This window comes from Salibacter sp., assembly GCF_031581065.1.
Taxonomy (GTDB): Bacteria; Bacteroidota; Bacteroidia; order Flavobacteriales_G; family Salibacteraceae; genus Salibacter.
The window spans coordinates 14591-33340 of sequence record NZ_JAVLBN010000023.1 but is presented as its reverse complement, the minus strand read 5'-3'; the positions used below and the strand labels follow the sequence as shown (position 1 = coordinate 33340).

Annotated in this window: 17 protein-coding genes; 11 read left to right on the top strand and 6 right to left on the bottom strand. The window is 40.3% G+C overall.

The features are described from left to right. The 8 genes from RI557_RS07165 to RI557_RS07130 all read left to right on the top strand — a co-directional run. A partial coding sequence (locus RI557_RS07165) for a T9SS type A sorting domain-containing protein (protein ID WP_310682974.1) occupies positions 1 to 2484 on the top strand: 2484 nt, incomplete at its 5' end. Between the two features lie 11 nt (positions 2485 to 2495). Then, positions 2496 to 3128 carry a hypothetical protein gene (locus RI557_RS07160; RefSeq protein ID WP_310682972.1) on the top strand — a complete coding sequence of 211 codons (633 nt, stop codon included), beginning with the start codon at positions 2496 to 2498 and terminating at the stop codon, positions 3126 to 3128. 50 nt (positions 3129 to 3178) lie between these two features. Next, positions 3179 to 3796 (top strand): hypothetical protein, encoded by a 618-nt coding sequence (locus tag RI557_RS07155; protein ID WP_310668063.1) that lies wholly within the window; start codon positions 3179 to 3181, stop codon positions 3794 to 3796. A gap of 67 nt (positions 3797 to 3863) precedes the next feature. Then, the gene (locus RI557_RS07150; protein ID WP_310668062.1) at positions 3864 to 5000 is read left to right on the top strand and encodes a 5-(carboxyamino)imidazole ribonucleotide synthase; all 1137 of its coding nucleotides are present in this window, start codon (positions 3864 to 3866) and stop codon (positions 4998 to 5000) included. Next, positions 4997 to 5485 (top strand): 5-(carboxyamino)imidazole ribonucleotide mutase, encoded by a 489-nt coding sequence (gene purE, locus RI557_RS07145; protein WP_310668061.1) that lies wholly within the window; start codon positions 4997 to 4999, stop codon positions 5483 to 5485. The genes RI557_RS07150 and purE overlap by 4 nt, the downstream gene beginning before the upstream one ends. Positions 5486 to 5552: 67 nt before the next feature. After that, a complete protein-coding gene (locus tag RI557_RS07140; protein WP_310668060.1) occupies positions 5553 to 6371 on the top strand; it encodes a hypothetical protein in 819 nt (272 codons plus the stop codon). Further along, a complete protein-coding gene (locus RI557_RS07135; RefSeq protein WP_310682970.1) occupies positions 6361 to 8457 on the top strand; it encodes a helix-hairpin-helix domain-containing protein in 2097 nt (698 codons plus the stop codon). Before RI557_RS07140 ends, RI557_RS07135 begins: the two co-directional genes overlap by 11 nt. A gap of 55 nt (positions 8458 to 8512) precedes the next feature. Further along, complete coding sequence (locus RI557_RS07130; RefSeq protein ID WP_310668058.1) at positions 8513 to 8971, top strand: hypothetical protein; 459 nt, start codon at positions 8513 to 8515, stop codon at positions 8969 to 8971. Here the strand turns inward: RI557_RS07130 and RI557_RS07125 are convergent. From RI557_RS07125 to RI557_RS07100, 6 genes are read right to left on the bottom strand one after another with little or no spacing between them, the layout of a single operon-like run. Continuing rightward, entirely contained in the window at positions 8958 to 10229 is a 1272-nt protein-coding gene (locus tag RI557_RS07125; RefSeq protein ID WP_310682968.1) for a 3-phosphoshikimate 1-carboxyvinyltransferase, read from the bottom strand. The two genes, RI557_RS07130 and RI557_RS07125, sit on opposite strands and share 14 nt — an antisense overlap. Next, positions 10226 to 11287: a 3-dehydroquinate synthase gene (aroB, locus tag RI557_RS07120; protein ID WP_310682966.1), complete on the bottom strand. Its 1062-nt coding sequence runs from the start codon at positions 11285 to 11287 to the stop codon at positions 10226 to 10228. Before aroB ends, RI557_RS07125 begins: the two co-directional genes overlap by 4 nt. Before the next feature lie 2 nt (positions 11288 to 11289). Then, on the bottom strand, positions 11290 to 11694 hold the full coding sequence (locus tag RI557_RS07115) for a hypothetical protein (protein WP_310668055.1): 405 nt from the start codon (positions 11692 to 11694) through the stop codon (positions 11290 to 11292). Between the two features lies 1 nt (position 11695). After that, positions 11696 to 12913 carry an alanine dehydrogenase gene (locus RI557_RS07110; protein ID WP_310668054.1) on the bottom strand — a complete coding sequence of 406 codons (1218 nt, stop codon included), beginning with the start codon at positions 12911 to 12913 and terminating at the stop codon, positions 11696 to 11698. Further along, on the bottom strand, positions 12910 to 13329 hold the full coding sequence (tsaE, locus tag RI557_RS07105; protein WP_310682964.1) for a tRNA (adenosine(37)-N6)-threonylcarbamoyltransferase complex ATPase subunit type 1 TsaE: 420 nt from the start codon (positions 13327 to 13329) through the stop codon (positions 12910 to 12912). The genes RI557_RS07110 and tsaE overlap by 4 nt, the downstream gene beginning before the upstream one ends. Next, positions 13329 to 14873 carry a bifunctional response regulator/alkaline phosphatase family protein gene (locus RI557_RS07100; RefSeq protein ID WP_310682962.1) on the bottom strand — a complete coding sequence of 515 codons (1545 nt, stop codon included), beginning with the start codon at positions 14871 to 14873 and terminating at the stop codon, positions 13329 to 13331. The genes tsaE and RI557_RS07100 overlap by 1 nt, the downstream gene beginning before the upstream one ends. A 67-nt stretch (positions 14874 to 14940) precedes the next feature. Between RI557_RS07100 and RI557_RS07095 the strand changes: the two genes are divergently transcribed. The 3 genes from RI557_RS07095 to RI557_RS07085 all read left to right on the top strand — a co-directional run bounded on the left by RI557_RS07095 (position 14941) and on the right by RI557_RS07085 (position 18740). Further along, complete coding sequence (locus RI557_RS07095; RefSeq protein WP_310668051.1) at positions 14941 to 16173, top strand: HD domain-containing protein; 1233 nt, start codon at positions 14941 to 14943, stop codon at positions 16171 to 16173. 111 nt (positions 16174 to 16284) lie between these two features. Then, positions 16285 to 17340 carry a UDP-3-O-(3-hydroxymyristoyl)glucosamine N-acyltransferase gene (gene lpxD / locus RI557_RS07090; protein WP_310668050.1) on the top strand — a complete coding sequence of 352 codons (1056 nt, stop codon included), beginning with the start codon at positions 16285 to 16287 and terminating at the stop codon, positions 17338 to 17340. Positions 17341 to 17342: 2 nt separating this feature from the next. Further along, positions 17343 to 18740: a bifunctional UDP-3-O-[3-hydroxymyristoyl] N-acetylglucosamine deacetylase/3-hydroxyacyl-ACP dehydratase gene (locus RI557_RS07085; RefSeq protein WP_310668049.1), complete on the top strand. Its 1398-nt coding sequence runs from the start codon at positions 17343 to 17345 to the stop codon at positions 18738 to 18740. Positions 18741 to 18750 lie beyond the last annotated feature (10 nt).

Sequence of the window (18750 nt, the reverse complement as noted above, 5' to 3'; positions counted from 1 at the left end):
ACTTATTTTAACTTTGACATACAAAACAACGTAATTACAGATAACCCAAGTAGGCCATCGTCACCCTATACGAATCACCAACTTTTTAAAGGAGTTACCTTCAAAAACACATCCCAATTTAGGGAAGTAGTATTTAAGATAGATCCTCAGTTTTTATTGTCAGATATTCCTAATTCTAATGAATATACGAATGGTTCCTTCCAAATAGACTTTGGAGATGGAAATGGATTTCAAACAATCAGCGGAGGTTCAATCAACTACATACCTGTAACTTATCCATCAAAAGGAACATATGAGATTACTTACAGGATTCACAATACAGAAGAACAGTTTACATTTAAAAAGAATCACTCCGCCTTTAAAGTTTCTTCTAATGATATACCGAAACTCCCAAGTGACACTATTTATGAGGGTGAGCTTGAAGTTGGTGTTTATGATAATGCTTGCGAGAATATACCAGAAGAGAACAAGAAAGCTTTGGTTTTTTTAACTGGATTTGATCCTTTTAATGATAGAAGTTTATATTGGGATTACAATGATTTACAAAAGTCCGAACTTAATGAATTACAACTTTCAGGATATGATATTTATGTTGTTCGATACAATAATTCAGGTAGAGACATCAGGGCAAACGCCTTAGATGTTGTAAATCTCTTAGAGTACCTGAAGTGCGAAAAATACCCAAACAGTGAAGAGCAGTTTGTTGTCATGGGTTATTCTATGGGAGGACTTATCGGTCGTTATGCATTGACATGGATGGAGCAACCTGGCAATATTAACTATGAAGAATGTAAGCCTTATAAATTGCACAACACAAGATTATTTGTGAGTATTGATGCGCCACAACAAGGAGCTAATGTTCCTTTAGCGTTTCAACATATATACAAAGGAGCCAGTACCCTTTATCCTGTTATACCCGGCTTTGCGCGAGGTATTTTGGATGATGTTGCAACAGAACTTCGAGCAGAAATGCTAGATATGCAATCAGTTAAACAGATGCTGATTTATCACATGGATACAAAAGATGTGTTTAACAGGTACCACAGGCATAGTGAAGGAATCCAGTTGTTTAACGAGTTGGATGCTATGGGGAATTATCCAAGATATGCTAAAAAAGTAGCCATTGCTAATGGCATGCTCAATTCAGAGAATCAGATCAATGCCTATACTGGAGATGAGATGATCAAAAACAACAGTCATTATTTTGATGGAGGGTTTAGAACGAGGTTAAATATACTCTGGTGGCAGGTCAACATATTTGACGTTTCTCTTCAGGTAAACCCTTCACCTCATGGGAATGGTAAATTAATTGATGCAAATCTTGATATTTTCGTGCCAAAATTGAATTTCGATATTTTTGGAGTGAGTTTAACTATTAACTCTTTTGTTGATCTGATTGATGTTAATAGTACGAGTATGTACCCGATTGATGTAGAGGCGGGTAGTTATTACGGGAGAGTTCGTGAGTTTCCCCAGTTTTCAAACTCACCCAGTACACTTGAATGGTATGATTGGCAAAACACATTTGCAATAGCCTATGCTCCACCGACTCCACCAACAATAAATACCACATTTGGTTTAGGAGTTGAGTTCCTTTCTGGAATACAGTCAAATGGTTTGGCATTTAATTTTATCCCGGTTGGGAGTGCCATTGATTTTACTGGTTCGTGGAACCCAAGTAATATTGAGTTTGACATTCAATCAAACTATGGAGTTTCTTCTTTAATGGGAAACAATAACTATACCCCCTTTGATGTCATTATTACAAATGGTGATTTTACTCCAATAGATAATGAATACGAAACAGGTAATAATTGGGATCACGAACATCAGTTCCGAAATGATAAGCAATATCACATGGATACCGGTGAAGAAGTTCGTGTGTTAAATAGAGAAATCGGTGATGATAAAATGTGGCTTGAAAATTATGAACTCAACTGGGATGCATCATTTTCGGCACGAGAAGTTTCAGCAGGGAAACACCAGTTTTTCATGTATCAATACCCTTCTCAGGCAGCCCAGTGGCCATTTGTTGGAGTCCCCGGAGCTTTATCAAAGGAGGAGCCAATGGTTATTAACTCAGGAGCGAATGCAACGTACTATTACGACTCAAATACAGGTTCGTTTACTGATCGTGGAGTTGTGAGAAATGGTACGTATGAACTTGTTGGATTAGAGCAGTTTTATTGTGGTAGTGATGGTAAAAAACTAAATGTATCATCTAATCTAGGTAGCGATGTATCAAAAGGAATTGTTATATATCCAAACCCTACATCAAACAAGCTTTTTATTAAAGCAAAAGAGGATCAGAATATAAATGAGGTTTATTTATTTGATTTGACTGGGAGGGAGTTTTTTACGAAAAAAATAAACTCTCAATCTGCTACGATTGACTTGCAAAATAGATCATTATCACCTGGTCAGTATATCTTAAAAATAAATACTCCTTATTCTACAGAAGTAGTAAAGTTAATTGTAAAATAAAAAATTCGATTATGAAACTTCAAAATATTACCGTTTTACTATTCATTCTTTCATTGAGTTCTTGCTCATCGTGTTCAAAAGAGTTTGATTGCAAATCATATGACAGTAACAATGCTTTACATAGTATAACAGTTAACCCAAAACTGGATACCTTAATTACATTTACTAATGATTCATTTAGTAATAATATTAGTTTGAACTTGATCAAAAGTGAAAAAAGTGATGCCTATGAGGAAACATGTACTATCTTATCATCTTCATGCGAGTGCGAGCGTAATCTCAAAATTATAATGTCAAACGCAAAAAAAACAATAGAAATAAGTAACTCTATCAATATACTTGAATTTAGTGATAAGAATAAAAATCCTGTAGGATATCAATACAGATTAAAAAGCACGCTGAGTAGTGGTGAAAAAATGTTAACACCCGTTGGTAATGAAATTGAGGGGACTCTAAACGAATTGTTGCACCCCATCTCAATTAATGGTAAAACTTATGAGAATAGTTTCATCTTTAGAAATAGGGCACAAGTGTATCGAGATAGCACGGATATTCTAGATAGCCTTTGCATTCAAAAAGGAAAAGGCATGATTGCACTATGGACAGGTGGAACAGTTTGGGTGAGAGAGGATTTAGTGGAGTAGTTTTTTGTTAATAAACAGAGTTTATGAAATATTGTCAAATACTATTTATTGTGGCTGGTGTTTTACTTGTGCATTCCTGTAAAACTGAGATGGATTGCCCGGCATATTCCAAAAACAATAAACTTCACAGGTTATTACTCTATCCTGATGGCAAGGGAGGAGAAAAAATAATTTATAAAAATGATTCATTGGGTGACATGATTATTACTATAACAAATAATTATAAAACTACTTCCTATGAAGAAAAATTAAAATGGTTTGGACCAAATGAATGTACAAGGTACGTAAAACAAGAGGTTTCTAATCAATCTAATACAGTGAGACTAGTTAATTATATTCAAATTAGTGACAGAAATGAGGAGAATAATATCGGATATGATTATATTATGGCATCTAATTTCGAAGGAAAAGAAAATCGTTTCGTAAATATTTATGAGGGTAAATACGAAATAGACGACTACCTGAAAGATAGATTAGAGCCTGTCACAATTAAGACAAGAACTTATACTCAATCGATGATGATAAGGAATGACCCCGAGAGAATTTTAGGAGCAGATGATAAAAATGAAAATGATGCCTTAGATAGTCTCTGCATTCAAAAAGGAAAGGGAATGATTGCTCTATGGACAGGTGAAAATGTTTGGGTGAGAGAAGATTTAGTGGAGTAGTTTTTCTCATCTAAAGCAAAACATCTTTATCGCCTTTATTCACGTGTTGGTTCACTATATTTGCCACATGGATAAAGCATTTTACAATTCAAACTTCAAGCTCGGCATTCTTGGCGGTGGCCAGTTAGGCCGCATGTTCATTCAGGAAGCGATCAACTACAACGCATCTGTTCATATCCTCGATCCCTCAGAGCTAGCGCCATGCAAGGACATTGCTACGTCATTTACACAAGGTGATTTGATGGATTACTCAACAGTCGTTTCTTTTGGTCAGAACCTGGATTTGTTGACGATTGAAATAGAACATGTAAATGTAGATGCACTCGAAACGCTCGAGAAAGAAGGAGTACAAGTTTATCCGCAACCGCATATCCTGCGAATGATTCAGGATAAGGGTACACAAAAAGAATTTTATAAAGAACACAGCATTCCAACTGCACCTTTTATCCTTTCAAATTCATTTGACTACAATGTAGAATTACCGGTTGTACAAAAACTCCGAAAAGGAGGTTATGACGGTAAAGGAGTTCAAATACTGAAAGACAAAAAAGATGTAACGCATGCCTTTCACGAGCCATCGGTATTTGAGGATCTGATCGATTTTGAAAAAGAACTCTCAGTAATCGTAGCTCGAAATACAAAAGGGGAAGTGAAAACATTTCCCGTTGTTGAACTCGAATTTAATCCTGAAGCTAACCTGGTAGAATACCTTTTTAGTCCGGCTGCAATTTCACAGGAAGTAGAGCAAAAAGCCCAGGATCTCGCGATTCAGGTTGCTGAATCGACAAAAGTAGTGGGGCTTTTGGCAGTAGAAATGTTCCTCACGAAAGACGGGGAAGTGATGGTCAATGAAATTGCTCCTCGTCCGCACAATAGCGGTCACCAAACAATCGAGGGAAATATCACCTCTCAGTTTGAGCAGCATCTAAGAGCTATAACCGGAATGCCACTCGGTGATACTTCAATTTTAGCACCATCAGTCATGGTGAACTTGCTTGGAGAAAAAGATCACACAGGCGAAGCATTTGTAGAAGGACTCGAAGAAGTAATGGCCATTTCAGGAGCGACTGTTCACCTTTACGGAAAATGGAAGACGAAACCTTATCGTAAAATGGGACACGTTACAGTTGTCGATAAAGAGTTGGAATCAGCTAAGGAGAAAGCAAAAAAGATTAAAGACACACTTAAAATCAAAACACGATGAGTGCACAGGTAGGAATCATCATGGGCAGTGATAGCGACTGGCCGGTAATGAAGGAAGCAGCAGAAATTCTGGATGAACTGGGTGTAGAGTACGAAAAAGAAATTATTTCGGCTCATCGCACACCTGAGCGAATGATGGATTATGCGAAAAATGCACATTCTCGCGGAATAAAAGTAATTGTTGCCGGAGCCGGAGGTGCAGCACACTTACCGGGCATGACAGCGAGCATTACTCCGCTACCGGTTATCGGTGTTCCGGTTAAATCGCGCAACTCAATCGATGGATGGGATTCTGTTTTGAGTATTCTCCAAATGCCGGGTGGAGTTCCCGTAGCAACTGTCGCGCTTGATGGGGCAAAAAATGCCGGAATTTTAGCCGCTCAAATCATCGGTTCGGGAGATCATTCGGTTCTGACCAAAGTTGAAGCTTACAAAAGTTCTTTAAAGGAAAAGGTGCTCGATAAGGCCGAGAAATTCAATAAGTGACAGGATTTAACTTTTTCACAAAGCAATTAATCGTCAGATTGTTTTAATTTGTGAAAAATCAACCGCTTTGAGATTTGTATCAATTTTTCTGTTTGCCATTTGCAGCTCTCTTTTATTAAGCGGGCAAACGCATAATCCACAACTGGGAGCCAGGGCAGCAGCCATGTCAAATGCCGCTGTCACGAATGTCGATGAATGGGCCATTCATCACAATCAGGCAGCATTGGCTTATTTGAAAAAGCCTACTGCAGCCATCAGCTACCAAAACAGATTTTTACTCAACGAGCTCTCCACAAAAGCGGTAGCATTTGCTTTACCTACTGAAAATGCCGGGACATTTGGCGTTTCAGTATCGCAATTCGGTTACTCGCAATACAACGAAACCAAGGCCGGAATCGCTTACGCCAGGCAATTGGGGAAACGCATCTCGGCCGGTGTTCGGCTGAATTATTACCACATCGGGTTTCAGGAATCTTATTACGGAAACACCGGAGTGTTAACAGCCGAGATCGGGATGCTGGCCAAAGTAACTGATGATCTCACAATCGGAGCGCATCTCTACAACCCGTCTTATGCTAAAATTGCCGACTACAACGATGAGCGTATTCCGGTTATTTTGAGAATTGGCGCAGGTTACGAGTTCTCTGAAAAACTCACGGCAAATGTAGAAGTGCAAAAAGATTTGAATAATGATCCCAATGTGAAAATTGGAGCCGAATACAAAGTCGTTGATATGCTTTACCTGAGGGGCGGGCTCTCTACAAACCATTTTGAAAACAGCTTTGGTTTTGGACTTAATTTTGGCGATTTCTCAATTGATTTAGCGTCCTCGTACCACTACATACTAGGATACTCACCACAAGCTTCCATGCATTATGCGTTTTGAGTTGAAACATATTCTGGTGCTGTTATCCTGCACGTTTTCAACTTTTCTTTTCGGTCAGAACCGGGAGGAAATCAAAAACTCCGTCATCCAGCAACGCATCGAGTTTTTAGCTGAAGAGGCCGAGAATGAAAATATCGACTTCACTACCTTAACCGATGATTTGAGTTACTACTACGATTTCCCTGTCAATCTCAATAATACAGATAGAGAAGAACTGGAAAGACTCAATTTGCTCTCACCATTTCAAATTGCCGGAATCCTGAGCTACGTTTCGCAATATGGAGAAATGAAAACCATTTACGAATTGCGGGAAGTGTCGAGTTTGGATCTGAACACGATCAACCAAATCATGCCTTTTGTTACCACAAGTTCTGTTAAAGATGATAAGAGCTTTAATCTCAAGCGAGCTTTCAAGTATGGAGGGCACGACATCTTTTTGCGCTACAGCAGAATTTTAGAAGAGCAGGAAGGATTTAGTCCAATAGCAGATTCGGTGCTTGAAGAAAATCCGAACCGGAGATACCTCGGCTCCCCTGAAAGACTTTACATGCGTTACCGGTACCAGTTTACCAATCAGCTTTCTTTTGGATTCGTAGGCGATAAAGATGCCGGAGAAGAATTTTTTTCAGGAAACAATAAAGAGGGATTTGATTTTTATTCGGCCCATGTTTTTGCACGAAATATTGGGCCTGTAAAACAGTTAGCACTGGGAGATTATCACGCACAGTTTGGACAGGGACTGGCATTGTGGAGTGGATTTTCATTCGGTAAAACACCAAATGCATTGAACGCGATCAGGTACGGGCAAAAGTTAAGAGCTTATACAAGTGCCAACGAAAACTTGTTTTTGCGCGGGGCGGCTGCAACCATCGAATTGTCAAACTCAATCACAACAACTATTTTTTACAGCAACAAAAATGTTGATGCCAATCGTGAAGGAAATGATACTGCTAATTCTGATGAAATTGTTTTCTCTTCTCTCCAGGCAAGTGGTTATCACAGGACACCGGGTGAAATGGCCGATAAATCAGCAGTAAATGAGCAAATCATGGGAGGGAATGTCTCTTATGAGAAAAACAACTTCCATTTTGGCGTTACCGGAGTTCACTACAACTACGATGGATCTTTCAATAGAAATTTGAGGCTCTACAACAAATTCGATTTAAATGATTCTGAAACTTACAACGCCAGTGCCGATTTAAATTGGATTGTGGGAAAGGTTAACTTTTTTGGAGAAGCGGCAATTTCACGAAATGGAGGATGGGCCTATATTAGCGGGGCACAAATTGAACTGGATCCACGGCTTGAAATGGTCGTTATCAATCGCAACTATCAAAAAGATTATCATTCGGTTTATGCGAGAGCTTTTGGAGAGTCGAGCAACAACCAAAACGAAAGAGGGACTTATGTAGGCGGTCGCTTCAAAGTTGCTCCCAGATTGAACTTCACGGGTTACGCAGATTTCTACCGTCACGATTGGTTGAGCTTTAGAGTTGATGCTCCTTCGATTGGCGCAGATTATCTTGCACAATTAGATTATTCTCCAAGCAGTTACGTTGAAATGTATGTCCGCTACCGAACAGAGAGTGACAGGCGAAATGCCAGTTCAACTGAAAGGCCGGTAAATGTTCCTGTCGATCAGGTGAAACACAATTTTAGGTATGATATTGACTACAGTGTTTCAAAGAACTTGAGTTTGGGAAACCGTGTAGAATACACTTTTTATGAAAACGGAGATGAAGAGCCAGAAACCGGCTTTTTGTTATTTCAGGATGTGAAGTACAATCCCGATAAGTCAAAATGGTCTTTTTGGGGCAGAATGGCACTCTTTGATGTAACGGGATACAACGCTCGAGTTTATGCTTACGAAAATGACGTGCTCTATTATTTTAGCATTCCGGCATTTTTTGATCGCGGATTCAGGTGGTACGGAATGTTGAAATTTGAACCAACTCGCTACCTCGATGTTTGGGCGAAGGTTGGGCAGTCTTATTACAGTAATGTTGATGAGATTAGTGCAGGATTAAATCAAATCGATCAGCCTCACAAGACAGAGCTGCGCTTACAAATGAGAATTCGTTTTTAAGATTCTTTTAAAATCGGACCGCAACTTCATATCTTTAAATACTTAATTTAGCAATATGAGAAGTTTTTTCGTACTTCCTTTTTTGTTTTTGGCTCTGACCATTAACGCTCAGGAGCATGAGTCGGTTGAAGACCTGGCTAAAGATTTTGTGAAGGCGCTCAGGAAAATGGAGACATCTTCGTTCATCGAGTTGTACGAAAAGGATTCTGTGATTGTCGAAAACTTCAATGAAAAACTGGGGTTTAACTACCACGACTCGCTGGTTGCTGACTTTTCAAGCCTCATTAAAACCGGACTCGAAAAAGGAATCGACTGGAATAAAATAAAGTTTGTCAAAGCTGAATACATCACACGAACTGACGGTCCGTTTTTGATTGCTCAACCTACTGTGATCATTTTTCAGCACCGGTTATTCAGGTACGCTATCAATATGAATTGTTCGCGTATTGAAGGCGACTGGGGATTTGTTCCCATCAAACGAAAAGTACCGGATATTTACATCAAGAAGATTTAACCTCTTCAGTAACGGTTTCAATTTTAAAGCCCATTTGTTCCAAATCATTCCAAAAGTTAGGGTATGATTTTGCCACAACTTTAGGGTTGTCAATTGTTACAGATTCCATCACGAGTGCGAGAGGAGCAAAGGACATCGCCATTCTGTGGTCGCCATAAGTGTTGATGTGAGCACTTACCGGCAGGTCGACAGCACGGTCGACAATGATTTCAGTATCATCAATTACATCAACTTCAGCACCTAATCTTGTGAGTTCGATACGGAGGGCTTCAATGCGATCGGTCTCTTTAACCTTTAGTGTTTTTAAACCCAGCAGCGTTCCACTGCTTCCCAGTCCGGCAATTGTTACAGCCACAGTTTGGGCTAAATCCGGATTGTGTAGAAGCTCAAGTCGTTTGTGGCTGATTCTAGTCGAATCATCGAGTTTCACGAGTTCTACTCCGTCTTCACTGAAGTAGCTATCAACGCCAAAGCCTTTGTAGATTCTGGAAACCGCACAATCTGCCTGGAGATTAGACTTATTGAGACCTCTTAATTTGATTTGTGCTTCATTGCTGAATGCCGCCAATTCGTACCAGTAAGAGGCTGCACTCCAATCGGGCTCAATTTCGTAAGATTCAGGCATTTCGTAAGCTCCCGGCTTTACAGAGAGCACATTTCCTTCCCACGAATACTCGGCACCAAATTTACTCATGATGCGTAGAGTCATTTCGAGATAAGGACGCGAAACCATATCGCCTTTTAACGTGACTTCAATTCCTTTTTTACAATAAGGAGCAATCATTGCCAAAGCTGACAGGTACTGGCTGCTGATTGATGCATCCAGCTCGACACAACCCCCTGTTAAATTTCTTCCTGAGATTATTAGAGGCGGCTTACCTGTCTCTTCATCGTAGGAAATATCAGCACCTAGATCCTGCAAAGCACCCACAAGTGCTTCAATAGGGCGATTTTTCATTTGCTCGCTGCAGGTCAGTTTTCGTTTACCCGGGAGCAAACTGAGCAGTGCCATGATAAAACGGAAAGTAGTTCCGCCACTACCTGCATTGATCTCATCATGATTGATTTTTTCAAGAACACTAATCAATGACTTTGTATCCTGCGATTCAGAAATATTTTTGATCTCACAGTTGCTGTCACTCAAAAGTTTGATGATTAAAACCCTGTTGGAGACACTTTTAGAAAACGGCAATTTAATTTCGCCCTTTAATTTTTTGTCTTCCGGTGCAATAATCTTCACCGCTTCGCCTTCACTCATATTGCGTTCCATTGTTTAATTGCCGATTCAATATCTTCACTATTCACTTCAACTCCCCATTTCACCTTGCCCGGCTCTTCGAGTAACGAACAACGAATGTTTTGGTTTGTGTTTTTCTTGTCTGCAAGTGCTATTTCGGTCAGAGCCTCACCTCTAAATTCGAGCTTGAATACATCAGGATACCAGCTTTTGAGCTTTTCCTGAATGTTTTTTCTGATGTTATTATCCAATAAGTTTTTCTCTTCAGCGATGAAGTTTTCGATGACTATCCCGGCTGCTACTGCTTCACCGTGGAGTAATTCATGGTCAGATCCCAAAACTGCCGTTTCTACCGCATGACCAATCGTGTGGCCAAGGTTGAGTATTTGTCGTTCGCTTTTTTCAAAAGGATCTGACTGAACAACCTGTTGCTTGACAGCGATTATTCTCTTTAGTAAGTCTGTAGTAATTACTTCTTTTGACGGAGATTCTATTTTTTGAATTTCTTCGAAAAGTGAACCATTGTCAATTAAAGCGTGCTTGTAGACTTCAGCCCAGCCGCTCATGAACTCTCTTTGCGGGAGGGTTTGTAGAAAATCGGTGTTGAGAAATGTAGCAACAGGATCATTAAATGTTCCAACCTGGTTTTTAACTCCATCTAAATTGATACCTGTTTTTCCGCCAATTGAGGCGTCAACCATTGCTAGCAGTGAAGTGGGAATATTGATAAAGTCGATTCCTCTTTTATAAGTTGAAGCGATAAATCCGCCCAAATCGGTAACCATACCACCACCCAGATTGATGAGAACTGCATGTCTATCTGCATTGTGGCTCATCAGTGCCTGCCATAGCGAAATTGCAATTTCAGGCGATTTAGATCCTTCGCCATCTGGAACGAGTAAAATTTCAGCATCTTCAAGTTGAGATACACCAATTTGATCCAGTGTTAGGATACAATGGTCGTGCGTGTTTTGATCAACCAGAATGAACTTGATTGAATCGCTGTAATTCTCTTCTAAAAGAGTGTTTAACTGCGAGAAATCTTTATTGAAAATAAGATTTGAGTTTTTTGCTTGCATAATTAACAGGCGCAATCTTTTTCGCGTCCTACAATTCCAAAATCGAGTAATGTGTGAGTGGAATCTGAGGGGAATTCAAATTCACCGTAAACCGTTTCAGTGCTCGATTTTCCCCACTCAATTTGGTAGACCTTAGGCTCTGACCGTGTGCTGCTTTCTTTGAAGTTTATTTCGCCATCATTCAAGAGGTTTTCAATATCCAGCGATGTGAGCTCGTGACACTTGAGCAGGCATGTATACTCATCAGGATACTGTAAATTTGAATCGGCTTTTAATTCGTTCAAAATGCGGTTTTTAGGTGTCCACGCCAACAGTTCATCAGCGTTTCGATTGCGCAAAACTAATGCCCATGTGAGGATTAATCCCAATCCTACTCCTATAAAATAAATTCTCAATCTACGCGCCATATTACAGTGCTGACATCAACAGGTCTAAATCTTTATACGGGATTCCGTATGATTCTCCCAAAAATTCATTGGTTAGTGTTCCGTTGTAGATGTAGACGCCTTTTCGCAGTCCGCGGTTTTTCTTGAGGAGCGCATCTACACCACCTTCTTCACCAATACTCAATAATATTGGCGCGAAGATATTACTTAAGGCATAACTGGCGGTACGTGAAACGCGTGAAGCGATATTGGGGACGCAATAGTGAATAACTCCGTGCTTTGTGAAAACCGGATAGTCATGATTGGTAACTTCGCTGGTTCCAAAAACGCCTCCCTGGTCAATGCTCACATCAACAATGACAGAGCCTTTTTTCATGGCAGAAACCATTTCTTCAGAGACAACACATGGAGTTCTTCCGTGTGGAGCTCTTATCGCTCCTATAGCAACATCTGCTGTTTTGAGCGCATTGGCTATAACTTTTGGCTGAAGGGTGGAGGTGAACAGTCGCTGACCGAGACTGTTTTGTAGTCTGCGCAATTTGTAGGTGCTGTTGTCGAAAACTTTAACAGTAGCTCCCAGCCCAAGTGCGGCACGAGTTGCATATTCACCAACGCTTCCGGCTCCTATAATGATAACTTCAGAAGGTTTAACTCCGGTAATTCCACCGAGCATTGTTCCCACTCCGTTGTTGTAATTGCTCAGGTATTCTGCTGCGATCAGAACCGCAGTGTTTCCCCCTATTTCGCCCATTGCATTGACAATTGGGAGGTTGCCTTCAGCATCCATGAAATAATCCCAGGCAATTGCTGTGACGCGCTTGTTCATGAGGTTTTTGAGGAAGTTTTCTGGCTGAATGGAAAGTTGCAGAGCTGAGACTAAAAGTTGCTTTCGTTGCATCAGGTTAATCTCGTCCATGGAAGGTGGCTCCACTTTGAGGATAACCTGAGCTTTGTAAATTTCTTCTTTGCTCTCCACAATTTTAGCTCCGGCTTCGCTGTAATCGCGGTCGCTGAAATTGCTCGCTTTTCCGGCATCCATCTCAACCCAAACTTCGTGACCGTTATTGGTGAGTAGAGCAACGGCCTCAGGAGCGAGTGCAACACGGTTTTCCTGAAACGATATTTCTCTGGGAATGCCTATGTAGAGCTTTCTAGAATCTTCTTTGACTGCCAGGAGTTGTTCCTGTGGTTGGCGGGATGCTTCCTGGGATAAATTCTTTACTGGATCATCTGAACTCATGTGCCGGTCACTTTATAATTGCGCTCCTCAAAGTTACAATGTTGAATGACAATTTTCACTGTATCGGCAGGTAAAAGATTTTCAATTCGCTCAGGCCATTCGATCAGGCACAGGTTTCCGCTGTCTAAATATTCTTCAAACCCGATGTCATAAGCTTCTGTTTCATCCTCGAGCCGATAGAAGTCAAAGTGAAAAACGTTACCGTTGTCGTATTCATTGACGAGGGCAAAAGTAGGGCTGTTCACATCAGATTTCTCAATACCCAGCTGATGACAAATTTCTTTGATAAGCGTTGTTTTACCCGCACCCAGATCTCCGTAGAAGGCGAAAACATTGTGATCTGACTGTAACGGAAGAAGAGCTTCTTTGACAAAGCCCGGTAGTTCATCTTCTTTAATAGTAATATCTACAGACATTATTTAGGCGTTAAAAGAATGAATGGAACAACCATTTCTTCAAGTGAAATTCCTCCGTGCTGGAATGTATCTCGATAGTATTTTACGTAGTAATTGTAATTATTGGGGTAAGCAAAAAACTTGTCTTCCTTGGCAAAGATGAAGCGCGAAGCGACATTTTGTGCCGGTAAAAATGCTTCTTCAGGCCTTTCAATATCGAGTACGTCTTTTTCTTTGTACTGGATGTTTTTTCCCACTTTGTATCGCAAGTTTGTGTTGAGGTTTTTGTCACCTACAACTTTTGAAGGAGTTCCCACTCTCACCGTGCCGTGATCAGTTGTGATGATGAGGTTTGCTTCATTTTCAGCGATTTGTTGAACAATATCGTAGAGAGGAGAGTGCTCAAACCAGCTCATAGTAAGGCTGCGGTAAGCAGCTTCGTCATCAGCCAGTTCGCGTATCACTTCCATGTCAGTGCGAGCGTGAGATAGCATATCAACAAAGTTATAAACGATAACATTGAAGTCGTTTTGCATGAGGTTGGAAAAATTTTCTGCCAGTTTCTTTCCGAACCGCAGATTCGTCACCTTGTTGTAGCTCGACTTTCCTTTGAACTCTAGTCGTTTGAGATTATTTTCCAAAAAGCTGTCTTCACTGGCATTTTTACTTCCTTCATCATTTTCGTTTTTCCATAATTCAGGGAACATCTTTTGAATCTCGATCGGTTTGAGACCAGCAAAAATTGAATTTCGAGCATAGTGAGTAGCCGTTGGCAAAATACTCAGGAAGGTACTTTCCTCTTCAATTTTGAAAAGCGACTCAAAAACAGGTCGCAAAACCTTCCATTGATCAAAACGCAAGTTGTCAATAACGATCATGAAAAGAGGCTTTTTATCGAAATGTGGCTTCACTTTTCTTTTGAAAAGGTTGTGCGACATCACGGGAGCCTGATCTTCATTGCGCATCCAATACTGGTAATTATCTTCAATGAACCGTGAAAATTGAGCGTTGGCTTCCTCCTTTTGCATTTTCACGACATCCTTCATTCCTTCATCCTGGCTGCTTTCCAGTTCGAGTTCCCAGTAAATCATTTGGCGGTAAATTTCCATCCACTCGTCAATATCGAGCGGGTCGTTGAGGCGCATACCTATTTGCCTGAACTCCTGCTGATAGTTCGATGTCGTTTTTTGACTTACCAGTCGGTCTGTGTCGAGATTCTTTTTGATAGAGAGTAAAATCTGCTTTGGATTTACCGGCTTTATGAGGTAATCAGAGATCTTTGAACCGATCGCTTCTTCCATGATTTGCTCTTCCTCACTCTTTGTAATCATCACAACAGGAACAGCGGGACGTTTTGTTTTGATTAAATCGAGCGTTTCCAAACCGGTGAGTCCCGGCATGTTTTCATCGAGAAAAATAATATCAGGACTTTCTTCAATGGCCAGTTCCAGAGCATCGTCACCATTTGTTGCGGTCAGAACCGAAAACCCTTTTTCCTCGAGAAACATAACATGTGGTTTGAGCAAATCGATCTCGTCATCGGCCCATAAAATTTTTACACTCATAAATATTTTAGACTTTTGCTAACCTTGTGACATTGTGCACAAGAGAAGTAATTTAAACCTATTTCAATTGACAACAACCAGTAAACGAAAAATATTTAACGATCCCATTTACGGGTTTATTTCAATTCCCAGTGAAATCGTTTTCGACCTCATTGAGCATCGTTACCTGCAACGGTTGCGCAGGATTGCTCAACTTGGATTAACAAATATAGTGTACTCAGGTGCGAATCACACAAGATTTCAGCACACTTTGGGAGCAATGCATTTAATGAGTCGTGCTATTGAAGTTATCAGATCCAAAGGATTTGAAATAACCGATGAGGAAGCAACCGGGGCAACTATCGCTATTTTACTCCACGATATTGGACATGGTCCGTTTTCTCATACATTAGAATACAGCCTTGTGGAAGGCGTTAATCACGAGTCTATTTCAGCTCTTTTCATGAAAAGACTCAACGAAGAGTTTGACGGAGAGCTCAGCCTGGCAATTGATATTTTCAAAGGAAATTACCACAAAAAATATTTACACCAGTTGGTTTCGAGTCAGCTCGATGTTGATCGTCTCGATTATCTCAAACGCGATAGCTTTTTCACCGGTGTTTCTGAGGGTGTGATCGGATCTGAACGAATCATCAAAATGCTGAGTGTAGCAGATGGCGAACTAGCTGTGGAAGCGAAAGGGATTTACAGTATTGAAAAATTCCTCGTAGCTCGCAGATTGATGTACTGGCAGGTTTATTTGCACAAAACGGTTCTGGCTGCGGAAAACTTGTTGACAAAAATCCTTAAGCGAGCTAAAGATTTGGCCGCTGAGAATATTGACTTGTTTGCATCTCCGGCTCTAAAAAAATTCCTTTATCAAAGCCATTCGAGTGAAGATTTTCAGTCAGATCCAAAACTACTCGATGAATTTGCACGCCTTGATGACTTCGATATTATGGGTGCAATAAAAGTGTGGTGCGATCATGAGGATTTTGTGTTGAGCAAGCTGTGTTGCATGCTTATCAATAGAACACTCTTAAAAGTAGAAATTCAAAAAGACGAATTTGATCGAGATATAATAGCAGAAAAACAAAAAGAAATCGCGACAAAATGGAAGCTTAGCGATAACGAGGCTTCATACTTCGTTTTTAGTAATGAAGTGGTGAACAGGGCTTATAGTCAAAAGACTGATAGTATCAACATATTGCACAAAAACGGGGAGGTTATGGATATAGCAAACGATGCAGATTTGCTCAATATCTCCATGCTGTCAGACCCTGTAAAGAAATACTTCCTGTGTTATCCCAAAAACGCTTAAATTTGCCGCGGTTTGTTGAAAAGTAATTTTAAGCGTTATTTAGCTTGAATTGTTTCACAATACCTTTGACCCGCACTAAAATAGCGCATTTCGAAAAAAGTTTTTCCCTACATGGAGTTTACAGCAGGGCAATTAGCAGAAATATTAAATGGAAAAATAGAAGGTGACCAGGCCACTAAAGTGAGCTCTTTGTCTAAGATTGATGAGGGCGAGAAAAACTCCATTTCATTTCTCTACAGTACTGATTATTTAGAATATTTATATACCACGCAAGCAAGCGTTGTCATCATAAGTGACGAATTAAAGGTTGAAAAGGAAATGAAATTCAACCCAACTTTAATTCGGGTTGATGATGCGCGAATGGCTTTTGCCAAATTACTCGAAGCTTACAAAAGCATGCAGATGAACCACAAGAAAGGGATTCATCCTAGTGCAGTAATTGAAGAGGATGCAGAAGTAGGCGAAAACACTTATATCGGTCCTCAGGTTTATGTTGGGCACGGAGCTAAAATTGGATCTGACTGTCAGGTAAATGCTCATGCAGTTGTAGCTGAAAACGTGAGAATGGGAAGCAATTGTGTGATTCATCACGGTGTTCGAATACTGGAAGACTCTGTGATTGGTGATAATTGTACTATCCAGTCAGGAGCAGTGATTGGTGGGGATGGTTTTGGTTTTCAACCAAACAGCGAGAATAACTACCATAAGATTACGCATGTTGGAAATGTGATCCTGGAAGATAATGTTGAAATTGGTGTCAATACGACAATTGATAAGGCTACTTTTGGTTCAACGATTATCAGGAAAGGTGTCAAACTCGATAATCTCATTCAGGTTGGTCACAACTGTGAAATTGGTGAGAATACAGTGATTGCCGCTCAAACAGGTGTTGCCGGATCAGTGAAAATTGGGAAAAACTGTATGATTGGCGGGCAAGTTGGTTTTGCAGGTCATCAAAAAATTGCTGATGGTGTTAAGATTGCAGCTCAGTCTGGCATACAGGGTGATATTGAAAATAAAAATGAAATTGTTCAGGGGTCGCCAGCGTTGAATATTGGCGATTATAAACGCTCTTACGTGATCTTTAGGCAGTTACCTAAAGTAAAAGGTGAGGTGAGTGAACTCAGGAAAGAAATTAAGGATTTGAAAAATAAACTCGGCTCTTAGTGATGGCTGAAAAACAACAAACATTAAAAGAAAGTATTGAATTTAACGGTGTTGGCCTTCATACGGGGAAACCTGTTAAGATGGTCATTAAACCTGCCCCGGCTAATCATTGGTTTAAATTCAAAAGGATTGATCTTGAAGGTAATCCCATTATTTGTGCTGATGTTGATTATGTTTACTCAACTAAACGCGGTACAAGTTTGAAACAAAATGGTGCTGAGGTTCATACAACCGAGCACGTTTTAGCAGCTCTTTACGGGATGTCAGTTGATAATGCACTCATCGAAGTTGACGGGCCTGAAATCCCGATTCTGGATGGGAGTGCTCAACTATTTGTTGACGCGATTAGAAAGGCAGGACTTGAAGAGCAGGATGCTGTGCGTGAATATTTTGAGTTGAGTGAGAATCTCAAATACGAGAATGAAGAAAAGCAAGCTGAAATATTAGCTGTTCCTGATGATGAATACCGCGTTACGGTAATGGTCGATTACAACTCTCCTCTCCTGGGTACTCAGCATGCGATGATGTACAACATTCGCGAGTTTGAAGAGCAAATTGCGGGTTGTAGAACATTTGTATTTCTCAGAGAACTAATGCAACTGGTTAGTGCCGGGTTGATCAAAGGTGGTGATGTCAACAATGCCATCGTGATGATTGATACGGATCTGACCAAAGAAGAAAAAGAAAAATTGGCGAGTACTTTCAATAAACCGGTTTCAATGCTCAAGGAAGTTGGAATCGGTATTTTGAATAACATCGATTTGCGTTTTGAAAACGAGCCGGCTCGTCACAAACTTCTCGATATAATTGGTGATTTGGCTCTGATGGGAAAACACATCAAAGCTCATATTTTGGCTGCTCGCCCTGGTCATTTGAGTAATTGTGAATTTGCAAAAGTGCTCAAGCAACAGGTGAAAAAGCAGCGCACCAGGCCACCACAATACGATCTTACAAAAGAGCCTCTTTACAATATAAATGATGTTGAGGATATCCTGCCTCATCGTTATCCTTTTTTATTAGTTGACAAGATTATTGAGCTACAAAAGGACGACTATGTTGTGGGGATGAAAAACGTGACTCGCAATGAGGAATTTTTCAATGGTCACTTTCCCGGTGAACCTATTATGCCGGGTGTTATGATTATTGAAGCGATGGCTCAAACAGGAGGCTTCCTCGTTTTGGCGCATGTTGACGATCCCACTCAATATGCGACTTATTTCATGAAAATTGACAATGTTCGCTTCAAGCATAAAGTGATTCCGGGTGATACAATATTGCTCAAGCTAGAACTGCTCTCACCAATAAGGAGAGGTTTGGCTCACATGAAGGGAACAGCTTATGTTGGTGATAAAATTGCAGCTGAAGGTGAACTCCTCGCGCAAATTGCCAAAAAACAGTAAATAGAAGAGA

What these genes read in the sequence shown, in the direction of transcription:
- RI557_RS07160 (WP_310682972.1), top strand. Translation starts at nt 2,496, where the DNA reads ATGAAACTTCAAAATATTACCGTTTTACTATTCATTCTTTCATTGAGT.
- RI557_RS07150 (WP_310668062.1), top strand. Translation starts at nt 3,864, where the DNA reads ATGGATAAAGCATTTTACAATTCAAACTTCAAGCTCGGCATTCTTGGC.
- purE (WP_310668061.1), top strand. Translation starts at nt 4,997, where the DNA reads ATGAGTGCACAGGTAGGAATCATCATGGGCAGTGATAGCGACTGGCCG.
- RI557_RS07135 (WP_310682970.1), top strand. Translation starts at nt 6,361, where the DNA reads ATGCGTTTTGAGTTGAAACATATTCTGGTGCTGTTATCCTGCACGTTT.
- RI557_RS07130 (WP_310668058.1), top strand. Translation starts at nt 8,513, where the DNA reads ATGAGAAGTTTTTTCGTACTTCCTTTTTTGTTTTTGGCTCTGACCATT.
- RI557_RS07125 (WP_310682968.1), bottom strand. Translation starts at nt 10,229, where the DNA reads ATGAGTGAAGGCGAAGCGGTGAAGATTATTGCACCGGAAGACAAAAAA.
- aroB (WP_310682966.1), bottom strand. Translation starts at nt 11,287, where the DNA reads ATGCAAGCAAAAAACTCAAATCTTATTTTCAATAAAGATTTCTCGCAG.
- RI557_RS07115 (WP_310668055.1), bottom strand. Translation starts at nt 11,694, where the DNA reads ATGGCGCGTAGATTGAGAATTTATTTTATAGGAGTAGGATTGGGATTA.
- RI557_RS07110 (WP_310668054.1), bottom strand. Translation starts at nt 12,913, where the DNA reads ATGAGTTCAGATGATCCAGTAAAGAATTTATCCCAGGAAGCATCCCGC.
- tsaE (WP_310682964.1), bottom strand. Translation starts at nt 13,329, where the DNA reads ATGTCTGTAGATATTACTATTAAAGAAGATGAACTACCGGGCTTTGTC.
- RI557_RS07100 (WP_310682962.1), bottom strand. Translation starts at nt 14,873, where the DNA reads ATGAGTGTAAAAATTTTATGGGCCGATGACGAGATCGATTTGCTCAAA.
- lpxD (WP_310668050.1), top strand. Translation starts at nt 16,285, where the DNA reads ATGGAGTTTACAGCAGGGCAATTAGCAGAAATATTAAATGGAAAAATA.
- RI557_RS07085 (WP_310668049.1), top strand. Translation starts at nt 17,343, where the DNA reads ATGGCTGAAAAACAACAAACATTAAAAGAAAGTATTGAATTTAACGGT.